This is a genomic window from Noviherbaspirillum malthae, from assembly GCF_015352985.1.
GTDB lineage: Bacteria > Pseudomonadota > Gammaproteobacteria > Burkholderiales > Burkholderiaceae_D > Noviherbaspirillum > Noviherbaspirillum malthae.
Genome location: NZ_JACYXF010000033.1, coordinates 45,561 through 62,262 on the forward strand (window position 1 = coordinate 45,561; position 16,702 = coordinate 62,262).

The window sequence follows — 16,702 nt, forward strand, 5'->3', positions numbered from 1 at the left end:
GCTTGAAGCTGTGATTCGTGGTGAATAGAGGCTTGAGTGCATGTTCAACGCCCGCGGCCAGCAAGGTAGCGGTACAGATCGCGTACCCCGAAGCTCCAGGGCGCGATCTCGGTGGAAAGCTGCACGGTATTGACCAGGGCGCCGAGACGCGGGGTGGAGATCGTGACGATGTCGCCCAGGTGATGGGTAAAGCCTGCGCCGGCGGCATCCCGGTCCTGGATCGGCGAGAACATGGTGCCGAGGAACAGCATGAAGCCGTCGGGATACTGGTGATGCCGGCCCCAGGTCTGTGCGACCAGTTCCAGCGGATCGCGGCTGATCTCGCTCATGCGGCTGCTGCCTTCGAGCACGAAGCCGTCGTCGGCGCCTTCGATGCGCAGCGACAGCTCGGCCTGGCGCACGGCGTCGATATCGAAGCGGTCGTCGAACAGGCGAATGAAGGGGCCGATTGCACAGGAAGCATTGTTGTCCTTGGCCTTGCCTAGCAGCAGGGCACTGCGGCCTTCAATGTCGCGCAGGTTGACGTCGTTGCCGAGCGCTGCGCCGACTACCCTGCCCCGGCTGTTGACCGCGAGCACGACTTCCGGCTCGGGATTGTTCCAGCGCGAGTCGTGGGCAAGGCCGACCGCTGCGCCGAAACCGACGGACGACATGGGCTGCGCCTTGGTGAAAACCTCGGCATCCGGGCCGAGGCCGACTTCCATGTACTGCGACCATGCGCCGCGTTCCATCAGCAGGGTCTTGAGGCGGTTTGCGGCGTCGGAGCCGGGGCGCACTTTCGAGAGATCGGTGCCGACCAGTGCCGTGACGGTTTCGCGGATCCTGGGTGCATCTTCAGCCTTGCCTCGCGCCTGCTCCTCTATGACCCGCTCCAGCAGGCTGACCGCGAACGTGACGCCGCAGGCCTTGACGGCTTGCAGGTCGCAGGGCGCGAGCAAATGCTGCTGCGGGTGAGGTGAAGCGCCGGCTTCGATGCTGCGCTGCATGAACTCCTGTACCGGTCCGAGTTCGATGCCGGGCGCGGTGCGCGCCAGTGCGACCGGGTCATCGGCCTCCAGCAGGTCGGACACCGTCTGAACGGCTGGGGTGATGTCGTGCATCATGCCGCCGCGCACGGCGACCACGCTCGGGCCGCCCACCTTTGCATCCCAGACGCGTCCGACGAGAAGGGCCTGCTCCAGGTCGTCGGGCAGGCAGCGGCGTGCGCTCGTATCTGTCACGTTGTCTCCTATTTTCTTGTTGATTCGATTATCCATCGAATCTTAGGCTTGCCAACCATATAATTCCAATGAAAAATCACGCCATACCTATGCCATTTTCGATATACCTGCAAACAAGGAAGACAAGCGATGGAGACACCTCACTGGTTCGTGCGCAACCGCCTCAAGACCAGGCAGTTATGGCTGATTGTTGCCATCCACGACCACAAGAGCATCAACAAGGCGGCCGAAGTGCTGGGCATGACGCAGCCCGCCTCCTCCAAGCTGCTGCGCGAGATCGAGGAAGTGCTCGGCGTGCAGCTGTTCGAGCGGCTGCCGCGCGGCATGCAGGCCACCTGGTACGGCGAAACCATGGTGCGGCACGCGCGCATGGTGCTGCGCGGCCTCAACACCGCCTGGGACGAGATCGCCGACTGGAAGTCGGGCCGTTCGGGGCGGGTGGCCATCGGTTCCATCATGGCGCCGGCCATCAGCATCGTGCCCAAGGCCATCGAGGCGTTCTACCGCGAAGACAGGATGGCGCGCGTGTCGGTGGTGGTCGAATCCAGCGATGTGCTGTTTCCGCGCCTGGCCCAGGGGGAGATCGACATCATGGTCGGGCGCTTCGTGGTCGACGGCGACAAGGTCAACTACGATTATGAAACCCTGGTCGACCAGGAGCCGATCTGCTTTGTCGCGCGGCGGGATCACCCCTGGCAGCGACGGCGCAAGCTGTCCTGGCAGACGCTGGCCCAAGCAGCCTGGGTAGTGCCGCCGCCGGGCGGAAGGCTGCGCCACCGCTTCGACATGCTCTTCCGTGAACAGGATGTCGCCCCGCCCACGCGGCTGGTGGAAACAGTGGAATTGCAGACGCTCGCCGCCCTCGTCCAGCGTACCGACATGCTGGCCATCCTGCCGGCCGAAGCGGCGCGGCACTGCGCCGGCAGCGACCTGCGCATCCTGCCGCTGCAGCTGTCCTGCACCATGGATTCATTCGGCATCATCACCCGCCGCGGCCATCTGCTCTCGCCGACCGCGGCGGAGCTGCTGGGCTTCCTGAGGTCGGCGGCGCAGGCGCATTACGCCGGCATGGCGCAGAAAGGCGCTTGATGCTAGGATCTTGAAACCGGTTTCAAAAAAAGGCCGCATTTCGACTCCTTATGCCATCCAAGACCCTGCAGGGCGCGCCGAAGCGAGCGGCGGCAGCCAAGACCACCATCGCCGACGTTGCCCGGAAAGCCGGCGTCTCCAAGGCAACGGTTTCCCGCTTTCTCAATCACGGAGACAAGCTGCTGTCCGCCGACATCGCCAGGCGCGTCGAAGCCGCCATCGCCAGCCTGCGCTATACGCCGAGCCCGATGGCGCAGTCGCTCAAGCGCGGCAAGTCGGGCCTGATCGGACTGGTGGTCGCCGACGTGGCCAATCCGTATTCGGTGGCCGTGCTGCGCGGCGTGGAGACGGCTTGCCGCGAGGCGGGTTACCTGGTGATCCTGTTCAACATCGGCAATGACCGGGCGCGCGAGCAGGAAGCCATTGCCGCCCTCACCTCCTACCAGGTCGAAGGCTTCATCCTCAATACCTCCGGTTACCTGCCTGGCAAGGCGCGCCAGTCCGATCACTACGGCAAGCCGGCGGTGCTGGTCGACCGCCGCCATGCCGACATGCAGGAAGACTTCGTTTCGCTGGACAATGCCAGCGCCATGGGTACGGCAGTCGACCACCTGATCGACGCCGGCTACCGCGAACTGCTCTTCGTGACCCAGCCGCTGTCCAACGTCAGCTCCCGCATCGAACGCGAGACCGCCTTCCGCCATTGCATCGCCGGCCGCTCCGCCAAGGTCGGGGGCGCCAGCCAGGAAATCGGCGAAGACGACATCGAGTCGCTGGAACAGGCGCTGCGCAAGCTGGGCAAGCGCGCTTCCCGCCGCCCGGCGATCATCACCGGCAATGCAGTGATGACGCTGCGTGTGGCGGCTGCCGCGGCGCGCCTCGGCTGGACGCTAGGCAAGGATATCGGCCTGATCGGATTCGACGATGCCGAGTGGGCGCCTCTCGTCGGCCCGGGCATCACCACCATCGCGCAGCCGACCGATGAGCTGGGCCGCATGGCGGCGCGCTGCCTGATCGAACGCATCGGCGGCTTCGACCTGCCGCCGCGGCAGATCCTGCTGACCGGCAAGCTGGTGGCGCGCGGCTCGACCATGCCGGAGTGAAATATCCATTTTTCTGAAACCGGTTTCTTGCGCTTTGAAACCGGTTTCAGTAGAATCGGTTTCGAGGCCTCAGCGAAGGTCTTTTATGAGCCACCGCATCATGTCGGGAGCATCGTGAATTACACATTCCAATTCGGAGACGTGCTGGCCGCCTGGCCGCTGCTGCTGAAGGGCGTCTGGGTAACCATCCAGCTTTCCTTCCTGGCCATGGCAATCGGCCTGGTGGTGGCCATCGTCTGTGCCTGGGGCAAGACCGAGGGCCCGGCGCCGGTGCGCTGGCTGGTCAATGCCTATATCGAAATCATCCGCAACACGCCCTTCCTGGTGCAGCTGTTCTTTTTCTTCTTCGCATTGCCCGCGCTCGGCCTTCGCTGGTCGGCGCATACCGCCGCACTGACGGCGATGGTGGTCAATCTCGGCGCCTACGCGACTGAAATCATCCGCGCCGGCATCGAATCCATCCCCAAGGGCCAGATCGAGGCAGGCTTGGCGCTCAGCCTGAACCGGCTGCAGATCTTCCGCTTCATCATTCTCAAGCCGGCGCTGCGCGCGATCTTCCCCGCGCTGACCAGCCAGTTCATCCTGCTGATGCTGAGTTCCAGCGTGGTGTCGGCGATCTCCGCCGATGACCTCACCTCGGTCGCGGCCAACCTGCAGTCGCAGACGTTCCGCAGTTTCGAAATCTATATCGTGGTGGCGGTCATCTACCTGCTGCTGTCGCTGGCCTTTTCGGCGCTGTTCAAGCTCATTTCCGGCCGCTGGCTGAGCTATCCGGAGCGCAGATCATGAGAACCTTCGGCATCGGCGATTTGTGGTTCATTCTCGAAGCCGCCCAATGGACGGTGGCGCTGTCCCTGATCGCCTTCATCGGCGGCGCGCTCGGCGGCCTCGCCATTGCGCTGAGCCGCACCTCCGACCTGCCCTTGCTGCGCAACGCATCGCGGGTCTTCATCCTCGTTTTCCAGGGCACGCCGCTGCTGCTGCAGCTGTTCCTGGTGTTCTTCGGCGCACCGGTGCTCGGATTCGACATCAATCCCTGGGTGGCGGCCGGCGTTGCCCTGATTCTCAATACCAGCGCCTTCCTCGGCGAAATCTGGCGCGGCTGCATCGAGGCAATTCCGCGCGGCCAGTGGGAGGCGGCGGAAGCGCTGAACCTGTCCTACAAATCGCGCATGATGAAGGTGATCCTGCCGCAGGCCTTCAAGATCGCGCTGCCGCCCACGGTGGGCTACATGGTGCAGATCATCAAGGGCACCTCGCTGGCGGCGATCATCGGCTTCACTGAAATCACGCGCGCCGGGCAGATCATCAACAATGCGACCTTCCAGCCGCTGATCGTGTTCAGCGCGGTGGCGGTCATTTATTTCCTGCTCTGCTGGCCGCTGTCGCTGCTGGCCGGGCACATGGAAAGGCGGCGCAGTGCCGCGCTGGCACGCTGAAGGCATTCACGTCGCTTTTCGACACCCTACATCTTGAACAACACATCGCCAGATCGATGACAGACGACCACAGGAGACTTGCCATGACCTTCTTATCCAAACGCCGCCTTGTAACTTCATCCATGCTTGCGCTTGGCATCGCCGCGCTGGGCATCAACGCTTCGCCGGTATCCGCGCAGACAGTGGCCGACATCAAGAAAAAGGGCGAGCTCACGGTCGGCATGCTGGTCGATTTCCCGCCCTACGGCATCCTCAACAGCAGCAACCAGCCCGACGGCTACGACGCCGATGTGGCGCGCCTGCTGGCCAAGGACATGGGCGTCAATCTCAAGCTGGTGCCGGTGACCGGCCCCAACCGCATTCCCTTCCTGCTGACCAACAAGGTCGACGTGCTGGTGGCGTCGCTGGCGGTGACGCCGGAGCGCTCGAAGCAGGTGCAGTTCTCGCAGCCCTATGCGGCGGCCACCATCGTGGTCTACGGCAGCAAGAAGGCCAACGTCAAGGCGGCGCCCGACCTGAAGGGTGTGCGCGTGGGCGTGGCCCGCGCCAGCACCCAGGATATCGCGCTGACCGCAGTCGCACCGGAAGGCACAGAGATCCGCCGCTTTGATGACGACGCTTCTGCCATGCAGGCGCTGATGTCCGGACAGGTGGATGCGATCGGCTGCTCCACCACGGTGGCGGCCCAGATCGAAAAGCGCGTACCCGCCAACAGCTTCGAAAACAAGTTCGTGCTGCGCCAGCAGGTGATGGGCATTGCCATGCGTCCCGGTCAGGCCGAGCTGCAGAAAGCGGTGGATGATTTCGTCGCCCGCAACAAGGCCAACGGCGAGCTCAACAAGCTGTACCGCAAATGGCTGGAGACCGACATGCCGGCCATGTCCGGAAGCTGAGCGGGGCTGCCATGACCGCAAGCGCAAGCGCCGCAGCCGCCAGCCATGCTGCATCGGAACAGACGATCGTCAGCCTCGAAGGCATCAACAAGTGGTTCGGCAGCTTCCAGGTGCTGACCGATGTGAACCTGCAGGTGAAGGCCGGCGAACGCATCGTGATCTGCGGACCGTCCGGCTCCGGCAAGTCAACCCTGATCCGCTGCATCAACCGGCTCGAAACCGTGCAGCAGGGCCGCATCATGGTCGACGGCATCGATCTCACCGCGGGCGGACGCAACGTCGAAGCGGTGCGGCGCGAAGTGGGCATGGTCTTCCAGCAGTTCAATCTGTTTCCGCACCTGACGGTGCTGGAAAACTGCACGCTGGCACCGGTGCAGTCGGGACGCATGACGAAGCAGGAAGCGCAGGACATCGCAATGCATTTCCTGACGCGGGTGCGCATCCCCGACCAGGCTAACAAGCATCCCAGCCAGCTCTCGGGCGGCCAGCAGCAGCGCGTGGCCATCGCCCGCGCGCTGTGCATGAAACCCAAGGTGATGCTGTTCGACGAACCGACCTCCGCCCTTGACCCGGAAATGGTCAAGGAAGTGCTCGACACCATGGTCGGCCTGGCCGAAGACGGCATGACCATGCTGTGCGTGACGCATGAGATGGGCTTTGCGCGCAGCGTCGCCGACCGCGTGATCTTCATGGCCGACGGCCGCATACTCGAACAGGCGGCGCCCGCGCAGTTCTTCAGCCAGCCGCAGCATGAAAAGACCCGCAGCTTCCTCGGCCAGATCCTGGCTTCCCACTAGAATTACGCTATCCGACAATGAATCAGTTTTCCGCCGTTTTCATTTCCCTGTCCTCCTTCGGCGCCGCCGAAGTCGGGCGTCACGGCCAGCTCTGGTTCGCCCGGCTTGCGCATGAAGCCGGCGCCGACGGCGTGGAGGTGCGCGGAGAATTGCTGCGGGACCTCGGCGGCGAATCCGGCGAGGTCGATGACCTTGCCGGCGGCTTGCGCGGGATGAAGCTGCGCGTCGTGTACTCCAGCCCTGAGGGCATGTTCGGAGAGGACGGCGAACTCGATACGGCGGCAATCAACCGGGGCTTGAGCATTGCAAGCCGTCTCGGTGCTGCGCGGCTGAAGATGTCGATCGGGAAGTTCAGCCCGGCATCGATCGCTTCTCTTCCTGTGTTGAAGACCCAGTTGAACAAATCCGCCATCGAACTAGTTATCGAAAACGACCAGACCGATACTGCAGGCACCCTCGGCGCGCTCCGGAAATTTTTCAGAGCGGCGGATGCGGCCGGGCTTGCGCTGCCGATGACCTTCGACATGGGCAACTGGCACTGGGCGGGTGAATGCCCGCAGCAGGCAGCATCGGTCTTTGGCTCGCGCGTTGCCTACATTCACTGCAAGGGCGTGCAGCATCAGGCGCAGCGCTGGGCCGCGGTGCCGATGACGCGGTCGAGCGCCGCATGGCGGTCGATACTGGGCGCACTGCCGAACGGCCTGCCGTGCGCCATCGAATATCCGCTGATCGGCGATGACCTGCTCGCCGTGACGCAATCCGAAATCAGCAGCCTGCGCGCCATCGCGGCGGCGGACGCCGAGGAGACAATGCAATGAAACAAGCTCTCGATGTGGTGACTTTCGGCGAAGCGATGCTGCTGCTGGTGACGGACCGCCCGGGGCCGATCGAGGACGCCGAAACACTGCACAAGCGCACCGCAGGCGCCGAAACGAATGTCGCTATCGGACTGGCGCGGCTCGGCTTCAAGGTGGGCTGGTCCAGCCGCCTGGGCACCGACTCCATGGGCCGCTATCTGCTCAAGGCGATGCAGAACGAAGGCATCGACTGCTCGCATGTGGTCTGCGATCAGGAGCAGCGTACCGGATTCCAGTTCAAGGGCCGCGTCACCGACGGCAGCGATCCGCCGGTGGAATACCACCGCAAGGGTTCCGCCGCCAGCCGGATGACGGTCGCCGATATCGATGTGCCCTGGCTGCAGTCGGCGCGCCACCTGCACGCGACCGGCGTGTTCGCCGCCATATCCGATTCCTGCCGCGAGGCGGCCCTCGCCGCCATGACATTGATGCGCGAGGCGGGACGCACCGTCTCCTTCGATCCCAACCTGCGCCCCACCTTGTGGGCCACCCCGGAGCTGATGCGGGACAGCATCAACCGCATGGCGGCGCATGCCCAATGGGTATTGCCCGGCCTGGAAGAAGGCCGCTTTCTTACCGGCGAGCAGACGCCCGAAGGCATTGCCCGCTTCTACCGGGAACGCGGCGCAGAACTCGTGGTCGTCAAGCTCGGCGCGGACGGCGCCTACTACGACGGCGAATTTGGGAATGAAAGATCAAGCGGCTATGCGCCGGGCTTCCCGGTCGAGGAGGTGATCGATACCGTCGGCGCCGGCGACGGCTTCGCCGTCGGCATCGTCAGCGCGCTGCTGGAAGGATTGCCGCTTACACAGGCGGTACGCCGGGCTACATGGATAGGCGCACGCGCGGTGCAGGTACTCGGCGACACCGAAGGCTTGCCGACGAGGGCGCAGCTGACCGAAGCGGGCATGTAGATGAACACGGCGCCGCGCAAGAAGGTTCTGGTATTTCGCGAAATGCCGCCGGACCAGCTGGCGCGCCTTCAGGCTGTTCATGACGTCACGGTAGCCAATCCGCGCAAGCCGGATCAACTCGCCCTGTTCGAGGCGACGCTGCCTGTCACACATGGGCTGATCGGTTCCAGCTATGCAATCGGTCCCGAGCTGCTGGCGCGCGCCGCCCGTCTCGAAGTGATTTCCAGCATTTCGGTCGGAGTCGACAACTATGCGCTGCCCGCGCTGCGCGAGCGCGGCATCCTGCTCTGCCATACGCCCGGCGTGCTGACCGAGACCACGGCCGACACCATCTTTGCGCTGGTCATGGCGACATCGCGGCGGCTGGTGGAACTGGCGCTGCATGTGCGGGAAGGCCGCTGGGACCGCAACATCGGAGAAGACCTGTTCGGCTGGGATGTGCATGGCAAGACGCTCGGCATCATCGGCTTCGGGCGCATCGGACAGGCGGTGGCGCGGCGTGCCGCGCTCGGTTTCAACATGCGGGTGCTGTACTGCGGACGGCGCGAGTCGGACATGCCGGAGCTTTCCGGCAAGGCCACGCGCGTCACGCAGGAGGCCTTGCTTGCGGTTTCCGACATCGTCGTGCTGACGCTGCCGCTCACTGCACAGACGCGCGGCCTGATCGGCAGGCGCGAGCTGCAGTCAATGAAGCCGGGAGCGATCCTGATCAACAGCGCACGCGGCCCCATCGTGCAGGAGGATGCGCTGCTCGAGGCATTGAACCAGGGACATCTGCGGGCGGCGGGGCTCGACGTGTTCTCCGTCGAACCCTTGCCGCTCGATTCACCGCTACGCCTGCACCCGCGCGTCACCGCCCTGCCGCATATCGGATCGGCGACGCACGAGACCCGCTACAGGATGGCCGAACTGGCAACGACCAATCTGCTGCAGGCGCTGGCCGGTGAGCGGCCGCCGGCACTGTATGCGCTTGATTGAGCTATTCCTCTACCGCTGAACTTTGACCTGGATCGTGCTGCGCGCTTCGATGTTCGAGGTGTCATAGGCAATGGCGGTCAGGTTGTACGTTCCGCTCAGCCGGCGCGTGCTCCAGCTATAGTCCAGCGCGCCGCCTGCGGCCGTCGCCACCCGGTTCCCATTGATCATCAATACGACTTTCGATACGGCCCGGTTGTCGCTTGCGCGTACCGACACCCGGACGGTGCCGGAAACCACTGCCCCGTTTTTCGGGCTCGCAAAGTAAACCTTTGGTGCCGTTGTGTCGGCACTCGGTGCTGGTGCTGGTGCTGGTGCTGGTGCTGGTGCTGGTGCTGGTGTTGGTGTTGGTGTTGGCGTCGGTGCCATCGCTTCATACGCGCCGATATCGATCTGCCCCTCAACCGGCCTTTGCTCGCCAGACGCGACATGCTTGTACTGCGACACTGCGGTCAGCGACACGCCTGTCCGCGAATTGCCGGCCGGAGATCCTGCGTTGATGACAGGCGACCCGGCCGCCGGGTGCAGGTCATAAGCGGCGCGATTCACGAACGCCGGGCTGAGCGATCGGTAGTTGGTTTTATCGATGGCCGATACCTGAGTCGTGGCTTCTCCGACACCCGAGAATATATTGTTCTGCATGAGGATCGGCGTCGTTACCGATGATCCGACCAGAATGAACGTGCCGCGCGTGCTGTCGTTATTGAGGAATGTGTTGTTCACCACATAAAGATCCTGGGCGGGATTCGTCACCCCCTCCTCGCCGAAGGCCAGCATGCCCGGATTCTGGTTCATCGAAGGCTGTTCGATCACATTGCCGATGACATACGCCGTGCCTGCATTGGGCAGATCGATTTCATAGCTTGGCTGTCCGCTAGCCGCGCTGCCTGCCTGGCCGGGCACCGTGCTTGAGAAGCGGTTGTACAGAATCGTATTGGTGTGCGCGCGCGACTTGAGGTTGTGGCCGACGTTGGCATCGTGCGAATAGTTGTGGCGGAACACCAGGCTTCTTGCCTGGCCGATGTAGAGGTTGTGCGAGTAGCCATCGCCGTAGCCGTTGTGCGCGAACTCGGTGTTCTCGATCAGGATGTCGGATGCCGTGTTGACGCCCGAGAGTATGCCGTTTTCATTGTCGTGCAGGTAGCTGCCGCGCAGGGTGAACCCGGTACCCTCGAGCCGAAGCGCAGCGCCGTTGCGATCCGGGACCTTGGCGCCGAACATCTCGACATTTTCAATCGTGATGCCATTGCCGACGACGACCCATGTTCCCTTGCCCATCGCATTCTTGCCGCCCGCGTCGATCTTCGGGCGTCCATTCACGCCGCGAATGGTCAGGTTATGCGCATAGATGCCGCAGACATCCCCGGTATAGGCCACCGATCCATCGATCTCGATGATGTCGCCTGCCTGGGCGGCGGCAAAGGCTTTGCACGGGGCTGCATACGGCTTTCCCGGGCCGACCGCCAAGGTGGCAGCGAACGCGGTGCCGGCCATGCCCGCGAAAAGCAGAGCGATGGAGGCGGCGATGGTGCTGCGCTTCGAACCAGGAAAATGAAACAAGGGACAGGGTTGGAAATTGGCTGCGGTGGTCATGATGCTTCCAGGTAAAGGCGATGGCAAAGAATAGTTTCATCACGGAACAGCTGTCAGCTTGAAACATATCTCGTTCACACTCTTACCTGCAGTTACAGATACGTTAGCTTTACGTCATTGCCAATTGCAAACGCGCTCATGGCGCTCGCGATCAAGGTGTTTATTGAAGGCAAAGGTTTTTACAACTCGGCCGAGAATGACTTCATCGCCACAATGTTGTAAGATGTCTGTACTTACAACCGCCATCAGATCTCTGTCTGCATTGCATGCTCGGGTGTCTGCTTATTGCAAGCACATTGAAATGCCCGCCGTAGCGGCCAGCGCATCTGTTAGCCAAACAGGAATCGTGATTTCGCCGTGGCGTCCAAACTTGTTCTTAATGCTCCATACCCGACCAAGAAGCGCGAGAAGCTTGCCGATGTGCTTTATAACGCGATTCTGAAGTCCATCCTCGAAGGCGAGCTGAAAGAAGGCGATCGTCTTCCCGGAGAAGAGGCGCTGAGCGAGCAGTACCGCGTATCGCGCCCGACCATACGCGAGGCGCTGGCGCGCCTGCGGGCCGGCGGCATCATCGTCTCGCGCCAGGGTTCAGGCAGCTACGTCGGACGGCCGCAGCAGGCGCCGGCGCTCAGCTTCAGCGAAATCGCCAGCGTCGCCGACTTCCAGCGCTGCTACGAATTCCGGCGCGGCATCGAGGCCGGCGCGGCGTACCATGCAGCGCGGATGCGCGAAGATACCGATCTCGAACGCATCCAGTCCGCCTACCAGCGTTTGCAGGCGGTGATTGCGCGCGGAGACATCGCCGTGGAAGAAGACTTCGCCCTGCACATGGCGATCGCCATGGCGGCGAAGAATCCATTCTTCCAATCGGTTCTGGAGGCGATACGCAGCCAGACACTGTTCAGCATGTCGCTGTCTCGCAATCTGTCGCGCGAACAGGGACCGCAAAGAATGGCCTCGGCGGACAAGGAGCACCGGACGATCATCGACGCGATCGTCAGGCAGGATGCCGCCGCCGCATCGGCTGCGATGCGGGCGCATATCAACAACTCGATGATCCGCATCCTGGGCAGCGACAAATAGGGCCGGAATGGCGCCGGCGCGATGCCGGGCTGGCAGGCAGACTGCCGGTCTCGACTGCAAACCGGCGGTGTAGAATGAAACCAAGTCCGCTTTTCACCGTATTGATCTGAATGATCTGAATTCCATGGATATCCACACCTCAGTGTCCAACAACCCGAACCGGGGCAATGTCGGCAGCCTCAGCCGGCAATTGGTCGAACTGCTCAGCGAGCGCATTCAGAACGGCGAATTGAAGGCGGGCGACCGCTTCCCAACAGAGATCGAGCTGATCGAGCAATACCGCGTCAGCCGCACCGTGGTGCGCGAAGCGGTGTCCAGCCTGAAGGCCGACGGCCTGGTGGAAACCCGCCACGGCATCGGCACCTTTGTCCTCGAGCCCAGCCGCCGCGTGCGCGTGGCGACCGACCCGAAGGAAGTGCAGACAATCCGCGAAGTGCTGCAGTTGCTGGAGTTCCGCATCTGCCTGGAGCCGGAAGCCGCCTACCTCGCCGCGCAGCGCCGCAGCGAGGAGGAACTGCGCAGCATCAAGACCGCGCTCGACGAACTGGTGGAGCAGCGCACGCGCGGCGACGACACCTCCGGCGCCGACTTCGCATTCCACAACAGCATCGCCGCCGCCAGCGGCAACCGCTACTACGCCGACACCTTCAGTTTCCTCGGCGCGCGCGCGATTCCGCGCACCCAGGTCCGCACCCATCAATTCCAGCCGTTGCCGCGCCAGCAGTACATGCATATCGTGAATGAACAGCACAAGGCGATTTACGAGGCGATTGCGGAAGGCAGCGCCGAGCGCGCGCATGAGGCGATGCTGGCGCACCTGACCAGCAGCTTGGAGCGCCTGCGCAATGCAATTGCGGAGGAGCCTCGGGCGACTTAGGCATTCTTGCTTAAGACTGCTCTGTTTTTGATAAGAATAGCGGCCACGATTCTGCAGATAGGCGTTGTGCCTGAGTGGCTACGGGCGATCATTTGCAGGTCGATGGATTGAACCCATGCCCATCCCAACCTTCCCCTTGAAGGGGAAGGAGTGTTCTTTGTTGCTTTGCTGTTCACGTCGCCTATTGCAGGCGACTCCAACTTTGCAGGTGCAACGCATGCGCTGCGAAATCCCTGCTACGTCTACCTCACCGTGCTCCCTCCCCTTCAAGGGGAGGGTTGGGGGTGGGGATGGGTTGCAACATAGGTAGTTAAAACCCATCCCCCACCTAACCTCCCACCTCGCCGGCCGCCCTTGAAAGGGGAGGAGCATTCTCTACTGTTTTGCCATCCACGTCGCCGATTGCAAGTGACTCCGACTTCGCAGGCGCAACGCATGCGTTACGAAACGCGCGCTTCCTTCGTCAGCGGCCGCCATTGAATGGGAATGAACGGAGCAACGGTTTTTTCAAATTAGAAAATCAGAACCGCCCGGAAATCATTCACATTGGTCAGCGTCGGACCAGTAACAATCAAATCGCCCAGCGCGCTGAAGAAACCATAACCGTTGTTATCGTCCAGCATGGCATTTGCATCGATATCCGCAGTCGCGGCGCGCGCCAGGGTATCGGGATCGATCACCGCGCCGGCATTGTCTTCGGAGCCATCGATGCCGTCGGTATCGCAGGCAATCGCATGCACACCGGGCATGCCGTCCAGCGCCACGGCCAGTGCGAGCAGGAACTCGGCATTGCGGCCGCCGCGTCCCTTGCCGCGCACCGTCACGGTCGTCTCGCCTCCGGACAGCAGCACGCGCGGCTTGCCGTCGGCTTTCACCTGCTGCCGCATCTCGCGCACGATGTCCGCATGCTCGGCAGCCACCTCGCGCGCTTCACCTTCGATGTGGTCGGACAGGATACGCGGTTCGATCCCGAGTTCGCGCGCGCGGTTCGCGGCGGCTTCCAGTGCCGTCATTGCCGTGGCCACGACCTCATGTGCGTGGCCGGAAAAACGCGGATCGCCGGGCTTCGGTGTTTCCAGTTCGCCCGATGCAAGGCGAGCCTTGATGTCGGCAGGAACTTCGATGCCGTATTTGTCGATGATGCGCAATGCGTCATCGCAGGTGGTAGCGTCGGGAATCGTCGGTCCGCTCGCCACATGGCTGGGGTCGTCCCCGGGAATGTCGGAGATGAGCAGCGTATGGACCCGGCCCTTGCACGCGGCAGCAAGCCTTCCGCCCTTGATGGCCGACAGATGCTTGCGCACGCAGTTCATTTCCGAAATGCTGGCGCCGGAACGCAGCAGCGCCCGGTTGATCGCCTGCTTGTCGCTGAAGGCTAGTCCCTCCGCAGGAGCGGCGAGCAGCGAGGAACCGCCGCCCGAGATCAGGCAAAGCAGCAGATCGTCCTTCTCCAGCGATCGCGCCAGCGCCAGGATGCGCTGGGCCGCCGCCGCGCCGGCAGTGTCGGGCACGGGATGCGCGGCCTCCACGACTTCGATGCGGCGTGTCGGCGCGCCATGCCCGTAACGGGTCACGACCAGCCCGGACAATTCGCCCTGCCAGTTCGCCTCCACCGCCTGCGCCATCGCCGCGGCGCCCTTCCCCGCACCGATCACGACGGTACGGCCGGCAGGCGGCGCAGGCAGATGCGAAGGCACGCATCCCGCGGCACTGACGGCGGCCACCGCCTTGTCAAACAGATCGAGCAGATCCGCGCGCGGCGCGGTACGGTGATGCTGGCTGGTCATGGCGAAAAGGGCCTGCCTGATCAGGCGATAGGATGGTTGGACATCAGTTCCAGCGCGCGGCACAGCGCGGAATGATCGCTCTTGGCGAAGCCGTTGGCCACGCAGGTATTGAACAATTCCTGTGCCGTCGCGGTATTGGGCAGCGTGACGCCGAGCGCACGCGCGCCTTGCAGCGCAAGGTTGAGATCCTTCTGGTGTAATTCGATGCGGAAGCCCGGATCGAAGGTGCGCTTGACCATGCGCTCGCCATGCACTTCGAGAATGCGCGACGAGGCGAAACCGCCCATCAGCGCCTGGCGCACGCGTGCCGGATCGGCACCCGCCTTCGAGGCAAACAGCAGCGCTTCGCTGACCGCTTCGATGGTCAGTGCGACGATGATCTGGTTGGCCACCTTGGTGGTCTGGCCGGCGCCGTTTTCGCCGACGTGCGTAATGTTCTTGCCCATCAGCTCGAAGCAAGGCTTGACGCGCTCGAATCCTTCGACCGTGCCGCCGACCATGATGGTCAGCGTGGCGCCCTTGGCGCCGACCTCGCCGCCGGAGACCGGGGCATCGAGATATTCGCAGTCGAGCGCATTGATGCGCTTGGCGAACTCTTTCGTCTCGATCGGCGAGATGGAGCTCATGTCGACCACGGCCTTGCCGGCCGTCAGGCCCGCTGCGACGCCGTTATCCGAGAACAGCACCTTTTCGACGTCCGGCGTATCCGGCACCATCAGGAAGATGATGTCGGCGTTCTTCGCCACTTCCGCCGCTGAATTGCAATAGGTTGCCTGGCCATTGAGGGGATCCTGTGCCGGCTTGGTGCGGGTATGAACGAACAGCTGGTGTCCGCCCTTCTGCAGGTTCAGTGCCATGGGCGCGCCCATGATGCCCAGTCCGATGAAACCGAGGTTTGCCATGTAGTTCTCCTTGATGATGAGTGAGCGACGCCGGCCGGCCTGCCGATTGCGGCAGGCCGCCGCTCAGGCGTCTTGCCGGGTCGATTCGGCGAGATTCCGCAGCGCTGCTTCGGCACCGCTGCGGAGCAATGTGATATCGGTCGTGATGGCGACGAAGTCGAAACCGCTGCGCACATATTCCGCCGCCAAGGCCGCATCCGGCATCAGGATGCCGATCGGCTTGCCGGCCGCGTGGCAGCGTTCGCGCGCGGAATGAATCTGCTTCTGCACGTCGGGATGCTTGTTGTCGCCGAGATAGCCCAGTGCCGCGGCGAGGTCCGACGGACCGACGAACAGCGCATCGACGCCGTCGACTGCGGCGATCGCTTCGATGTTGGCGAGGCCGGCTGCAGATTCGATCTGCACCACGAGGCAGGTTTCGCTGTTGACCTGTGCAAAGTAATCGGTGTCGCGTCCATAGCGGTTGGCACGCGTGCCGGCCGACACGCCGCGGATGCCCAGCGGCGGATAACGCATTGCGGCCACCGCGCGGCGGGCATCGTCGGTGGAATCCACCATGGGAATCACCAGCGTCTGCGCGCCGATGTCGAGCATGCGCTTGATGATGATGGTGTCATTGACGGCCGGGCGCACCAGCGCCGGCATGTCGCTCTGCGCGACGGTGCGCAGCTGTTCGAGCACCATCGGCACGTCGTTGGGCGCATGCTCGCTGTCGATCAGCACCCAGTCGTAGCTGGATTGCGTCAGTACTTCCAGCACGTTGCTGCTGGCAAGCATGCTCCATATGCCGATCTGCTGTTGTCGTGCCTGTAAACGTGCCTTGAAGGAATTGGTTTTCATGGAAGCCTCGGTGGATCAAGTAGGACGACGGCGTGCGGGAGTGTTGCGGATGCTTCGGTGCGTGCCGGCATCTGATTTTTTCTAGGCAATGCGCTTGCCTGGCAAGGCTTCTGTGGTGCATGGCGGAGCCTTGACCGGCGCTCCGCCATTGTAGCTTCGAACGCCGCCGGAGGTTTCCGGCGGCATGAACTGCTTTGTGTATTACTTGCCCAGCATGACCGAGGGCAGCCAGAGCGAGAACGAAGGCACGTAGGTGATCAGCAGCATGGCGGCAATCAGCGCGCCGTAGAACGGCCAGATCGTCTTCATCACCTGCCCCACGCTCACCCCGCC

The 16,702-nt window shown here is 63.2% G+C and carries 15 protein-coding genes and 1 pseudogene; 11 read left to right on the top strand and 5 right to left on the bottom strand.

Going from position 1 to position 16,702, the window contains the following annotated elements:
• Positions 1-44: 44 nt before the first annotated feature.
• Positions 45-1,220 carry a fumarylacetoacetate hydrolase family protein gene (locus tag IGW03_RS24740; protein ID WP_323745027.1) on the bottom strand — a complete coding sequence of 392 codons (1,176 nt, stop codon included), beginning with the start codon at positions 1,218-1,220 and terminating at the stop codon, positions 45-47.
• A gap of 129 nt (positions 1,221-1,349) precedes the next feature.
• On the opposite strand from IGW03_RS24740, the gene IGW03_RS24745 reads away from it, so the two are divergent.
• The 9 genes from IGW03_RS24745 to IGW03_RS24785 all read left to right on the top strand — a co-directional run bounded on the left by IGW03_RS24745 (position 1,350) and on the right by IGW03_RS24785 (position 9,290).
• Complete coding sequence (locus IGW03_RS24745; protein WP_194725201.1) at positions 1,350-2,309, top strand: LysR family transcriptional regulator; 960 nt, start codon at positions 1,350-1,352, stop codon at positions 2,307-2,309.
• Positions 2,310-2,359: 50 nt separating this feature from the next.
• Positions 2,360-3,412 (top strand): LacI family DNA-binding transcriptional regulator, encoded by a 1,053-nt coding sequence (locus tag IGW03_RS24750; RefSeq protein ID WP_194725202.1) that lies wholly within the window; start codon positions 2,360-2,362, stop codon positions 3,410-3,412.
• 114 nt (positions 3,413-3,526) lie between these two features.
• Positions 3,527-4,201 (top strand): amino acid ABC transporter permease, encoded by a 675-nt coding sequence (locus IGW03_RS24755; RefSeq protein WP_194725203.1) that lies wholly within the window; start codon positions 3,527-3,529, stop codon positions 4,199-4,201.
• Positions 4,198-4,851: an amino acid ABC transporter permease gene (locus IGW03_RS24760; RefSeq protein WP_194725204.1), complete on the top strand. Its 654-nt coding sequence runs from the start codon at positions 4,198-4,200 to the stop codon at positions 4,849-4,851. The genes IGW03_RS24755 and IGW03_RS24760 overlap by 4 nt, the downstream gene beginning before the upstream one ends.
• 83 nt (positions 4,852-4,934) lie before the next feature.
• Entirely contained in the window at positions 4,935-5,744 is an 810-nt protein-coding gene (locus IGW03_RS24765) for a transporter substrate-binding domain-containing protein (RefSeq protein WP_194725205.1), read from the top strand.
• A gap of 11 nt (positions 5,745-5,755) precedes the next feature.
• Positions 5,756-6,541, top strand: a complete 786-nt coding sequence (locus IGW03_RS24770; RefSeq protein ID WP_194725206.1) for an amino acid ABC transporter ATP-binding protein — start codon at positions 5,756-5,758, stop codon at positions 6,539-6,541.
• Between the two features lie 17 nt (positions 6,542-6,558).
• On the top strand, positions 6,559-7,359 hold the full coding sequence (locus tag IGW03_RS24775; RefSeq protein WP_194725207.1) for a sugar phosphate isomerase/epimerase family protein: 801 nt from the start codon (positions 6,559-6,561) through the stop codon (positions 7,357-7,359).
• Entirely contained in the window at positions 7,356-8,312 is a 957-nt protein-coding gene (locus IGW03_RS24780) for a sugar kinase (protein WP_194725208.1), read from the top strand. Before IGW03_RS24775 ends, IGW03_RS24780 begins: the two co-directional genes overlap by 4 nt.
• Positions 8,313-9,290 (top strand): 2-hydroxyacid dehydrogenase, encoded by a 978-nt coding sequence (locus tag IGW03_RS24785; protein ID WP_194725209.1) that lies wholly within the window; start codon positions 8,313-8,315, stop codon positions 9,288-9,290.
• A gap of 9 nt (positions 9,291-9,299) precedes the next feature.
• Here the strand turns inward: IGW03_RS24785 and IGW03_RS24790 are convergent, their stop codons facing one another.
• Entirely contained in the window at positions 9,300-10,880 is a 1,581-nt protein-coding gene (locus tag IGW03_RS24790) for an Ig-like domain-containing protein (RefSeq protein WP_194725210.1), read from the bottom strand.
• Positions 10,881-11,237: 357 nt separating this feature from the next.
• Here IGW03_RS24790 and IGW03_RS24795 point away from each other — a divergent pair, with 357 nt between their 5' ends.
• Entirely contained in the window at positions 11,238-11,963 is a 726-nt protein-coding gene (locus tag IGW03_RS24795; RefSeq protein ID WP_194725211.1) for a FadR/GntR family transcriptional regulator, read from the top strand.
• Positions 11,964-12,087: 124 nt separating this feature from the next.
• Positions 12,088-12,840, top strand: a complete 753-nt coding sequence (locus tag IGW03_RS24800) for a FadR/GntR family transcriptional regulator (RefSeq protein WP_194725212.1) — start codon at positions 12,088-12,090, stop codon at positions 12,838-12,840.
• 512 nt (positions 12,841-13,352) lie between these two features.
• Here the strand turns inward: IGW03_RS24800 and IGW03_RS24805 are convergent.
• The 3 genes and pseudogenes from IGW03_RS24805 to IGW03_RS24815 form a co-directional block, all read right to left on the bottom strand.
• Positions 13,353-14,627: a glycerate kinase type-2 family protein gene (locus IGW03_RS24805; RefSeq protein WP_194725213.1), complete on the bottom strand. Its 1,275-nt coding sequence runs from the start codon at positions 14,625-14,627 to the stop codon at positions 13,353-13,355.
• Between the two features lie 20 nt (positions 14,628-14,647).
• Positions 14,648-15,568: pseudogene (glxR, locus tag IGW03_RS24810) on the bottom strand (2-hydroxy-3-oxopropionate reductase); the annotation flags it as partial.
• Between the two features lie 24 nt (positions 15,569-15,592).
• On the bottom strand, positions 15,593-16,369 hold the full coding sequence (locus IGW03_RS24815; protein WP_194725214.1) for an HpcH/HpaI aldolase family protein: 777 nt from the start codon (positions 16,367-16,369) through the stop codon (positions 15,593-15,595).
• Positions 16,370-16,702: the final 333 nt, after the last annotated feature.

Excerpts from the sequence above, each read along its gene's own strand:
- IGW03_RS24745 (WP_194725201.1), top strand. The coding sequence starts at position 1,350 with ATGGAGACACCTCACTGGTTCGTGCGCAACCGCCTCAAGACCAGGCAG.
- IGW03_RS24750 (WP_194725202.1), top strand. The coding sequence starts at position 2,360 with ATGCCATCCAAGACCCTGCAGGGCGCGCCGAAGCGAGCGGCGGCAGCC.
- IGW03_RS24760 (WP_194725204.1), top strand. The coding sequence starts at position 4,198 with ATGAGAACCTTCGGCATCGGCGATTTGTGGTTCATTCTCGAAGCCGCC.
- IGW03_RS24765 (WP_194725205.1), top strand. The coding sequence starts at position 4,935 with ATGACCTTCTTATCCAAACGCCGCCTTGTAACTTCATCCATGCTTGCG.
- IGW03_RS24770 (WP_194725206.1), top strand. The coding sequence starts at position 5,756 with ATGACCGCAAGCGCAAGCGCCGCAGCCGCCAGCCATGCTGCATCGGAA.
- IGW03_RS24775 (WP_194725207.1), top strand. The coding sequence starts at position 6,559 with ATGAATCAGTTTTCCGCCGTTTTCATTTCCCTGTCCTCCTTCGGCGCC.
- IGW03_RS24780 (WP_194725208.1), top strand. The coding sequence starts at position 7,356 with ATGAAACAAGCTCTCGATGTGGTGACTTTCGGCGAAGCGATGCTGCTG.
- IGW03_RS24785 (WP_194725209.1), top strand. The coding sequence starts at position 8,313 with ATGAACACGGCGCCGCGCAAGAAGGTTCTGGTATTTCGCGAAATGCCG.
- IGW03_RS24790 (WP_194725210.1), bottom strand. The coding sequence starts at position 10,880 with ATGACCACCGCAGCCAATTTCCAACCCTGTCCCTTGTTTCATTTTCCT.
- IGW03_RS24800 (WP_194725212.1), top strand. The coding sequence starts at position 12,088 with ATGGATATCCACACCTCAGTGTCCAACAACCCGAACCGGGGCAATGTC.
- IGW03_RS24805 (WP_194725213.1), bottom strand. The coding sequence starts at position 14,627 with ATGACCAGCCAGCATCACCGTACCGCGCCGCGCGCGGATCTGCTCGAT.
- IGW03_RS24815 (WP_194725214.1), bottom strand. The coding sequence starts at position 16,369 with ATGAAAACCAATTCCTTCAAGGCACGTTTACAGGCACGACAACAGCAG.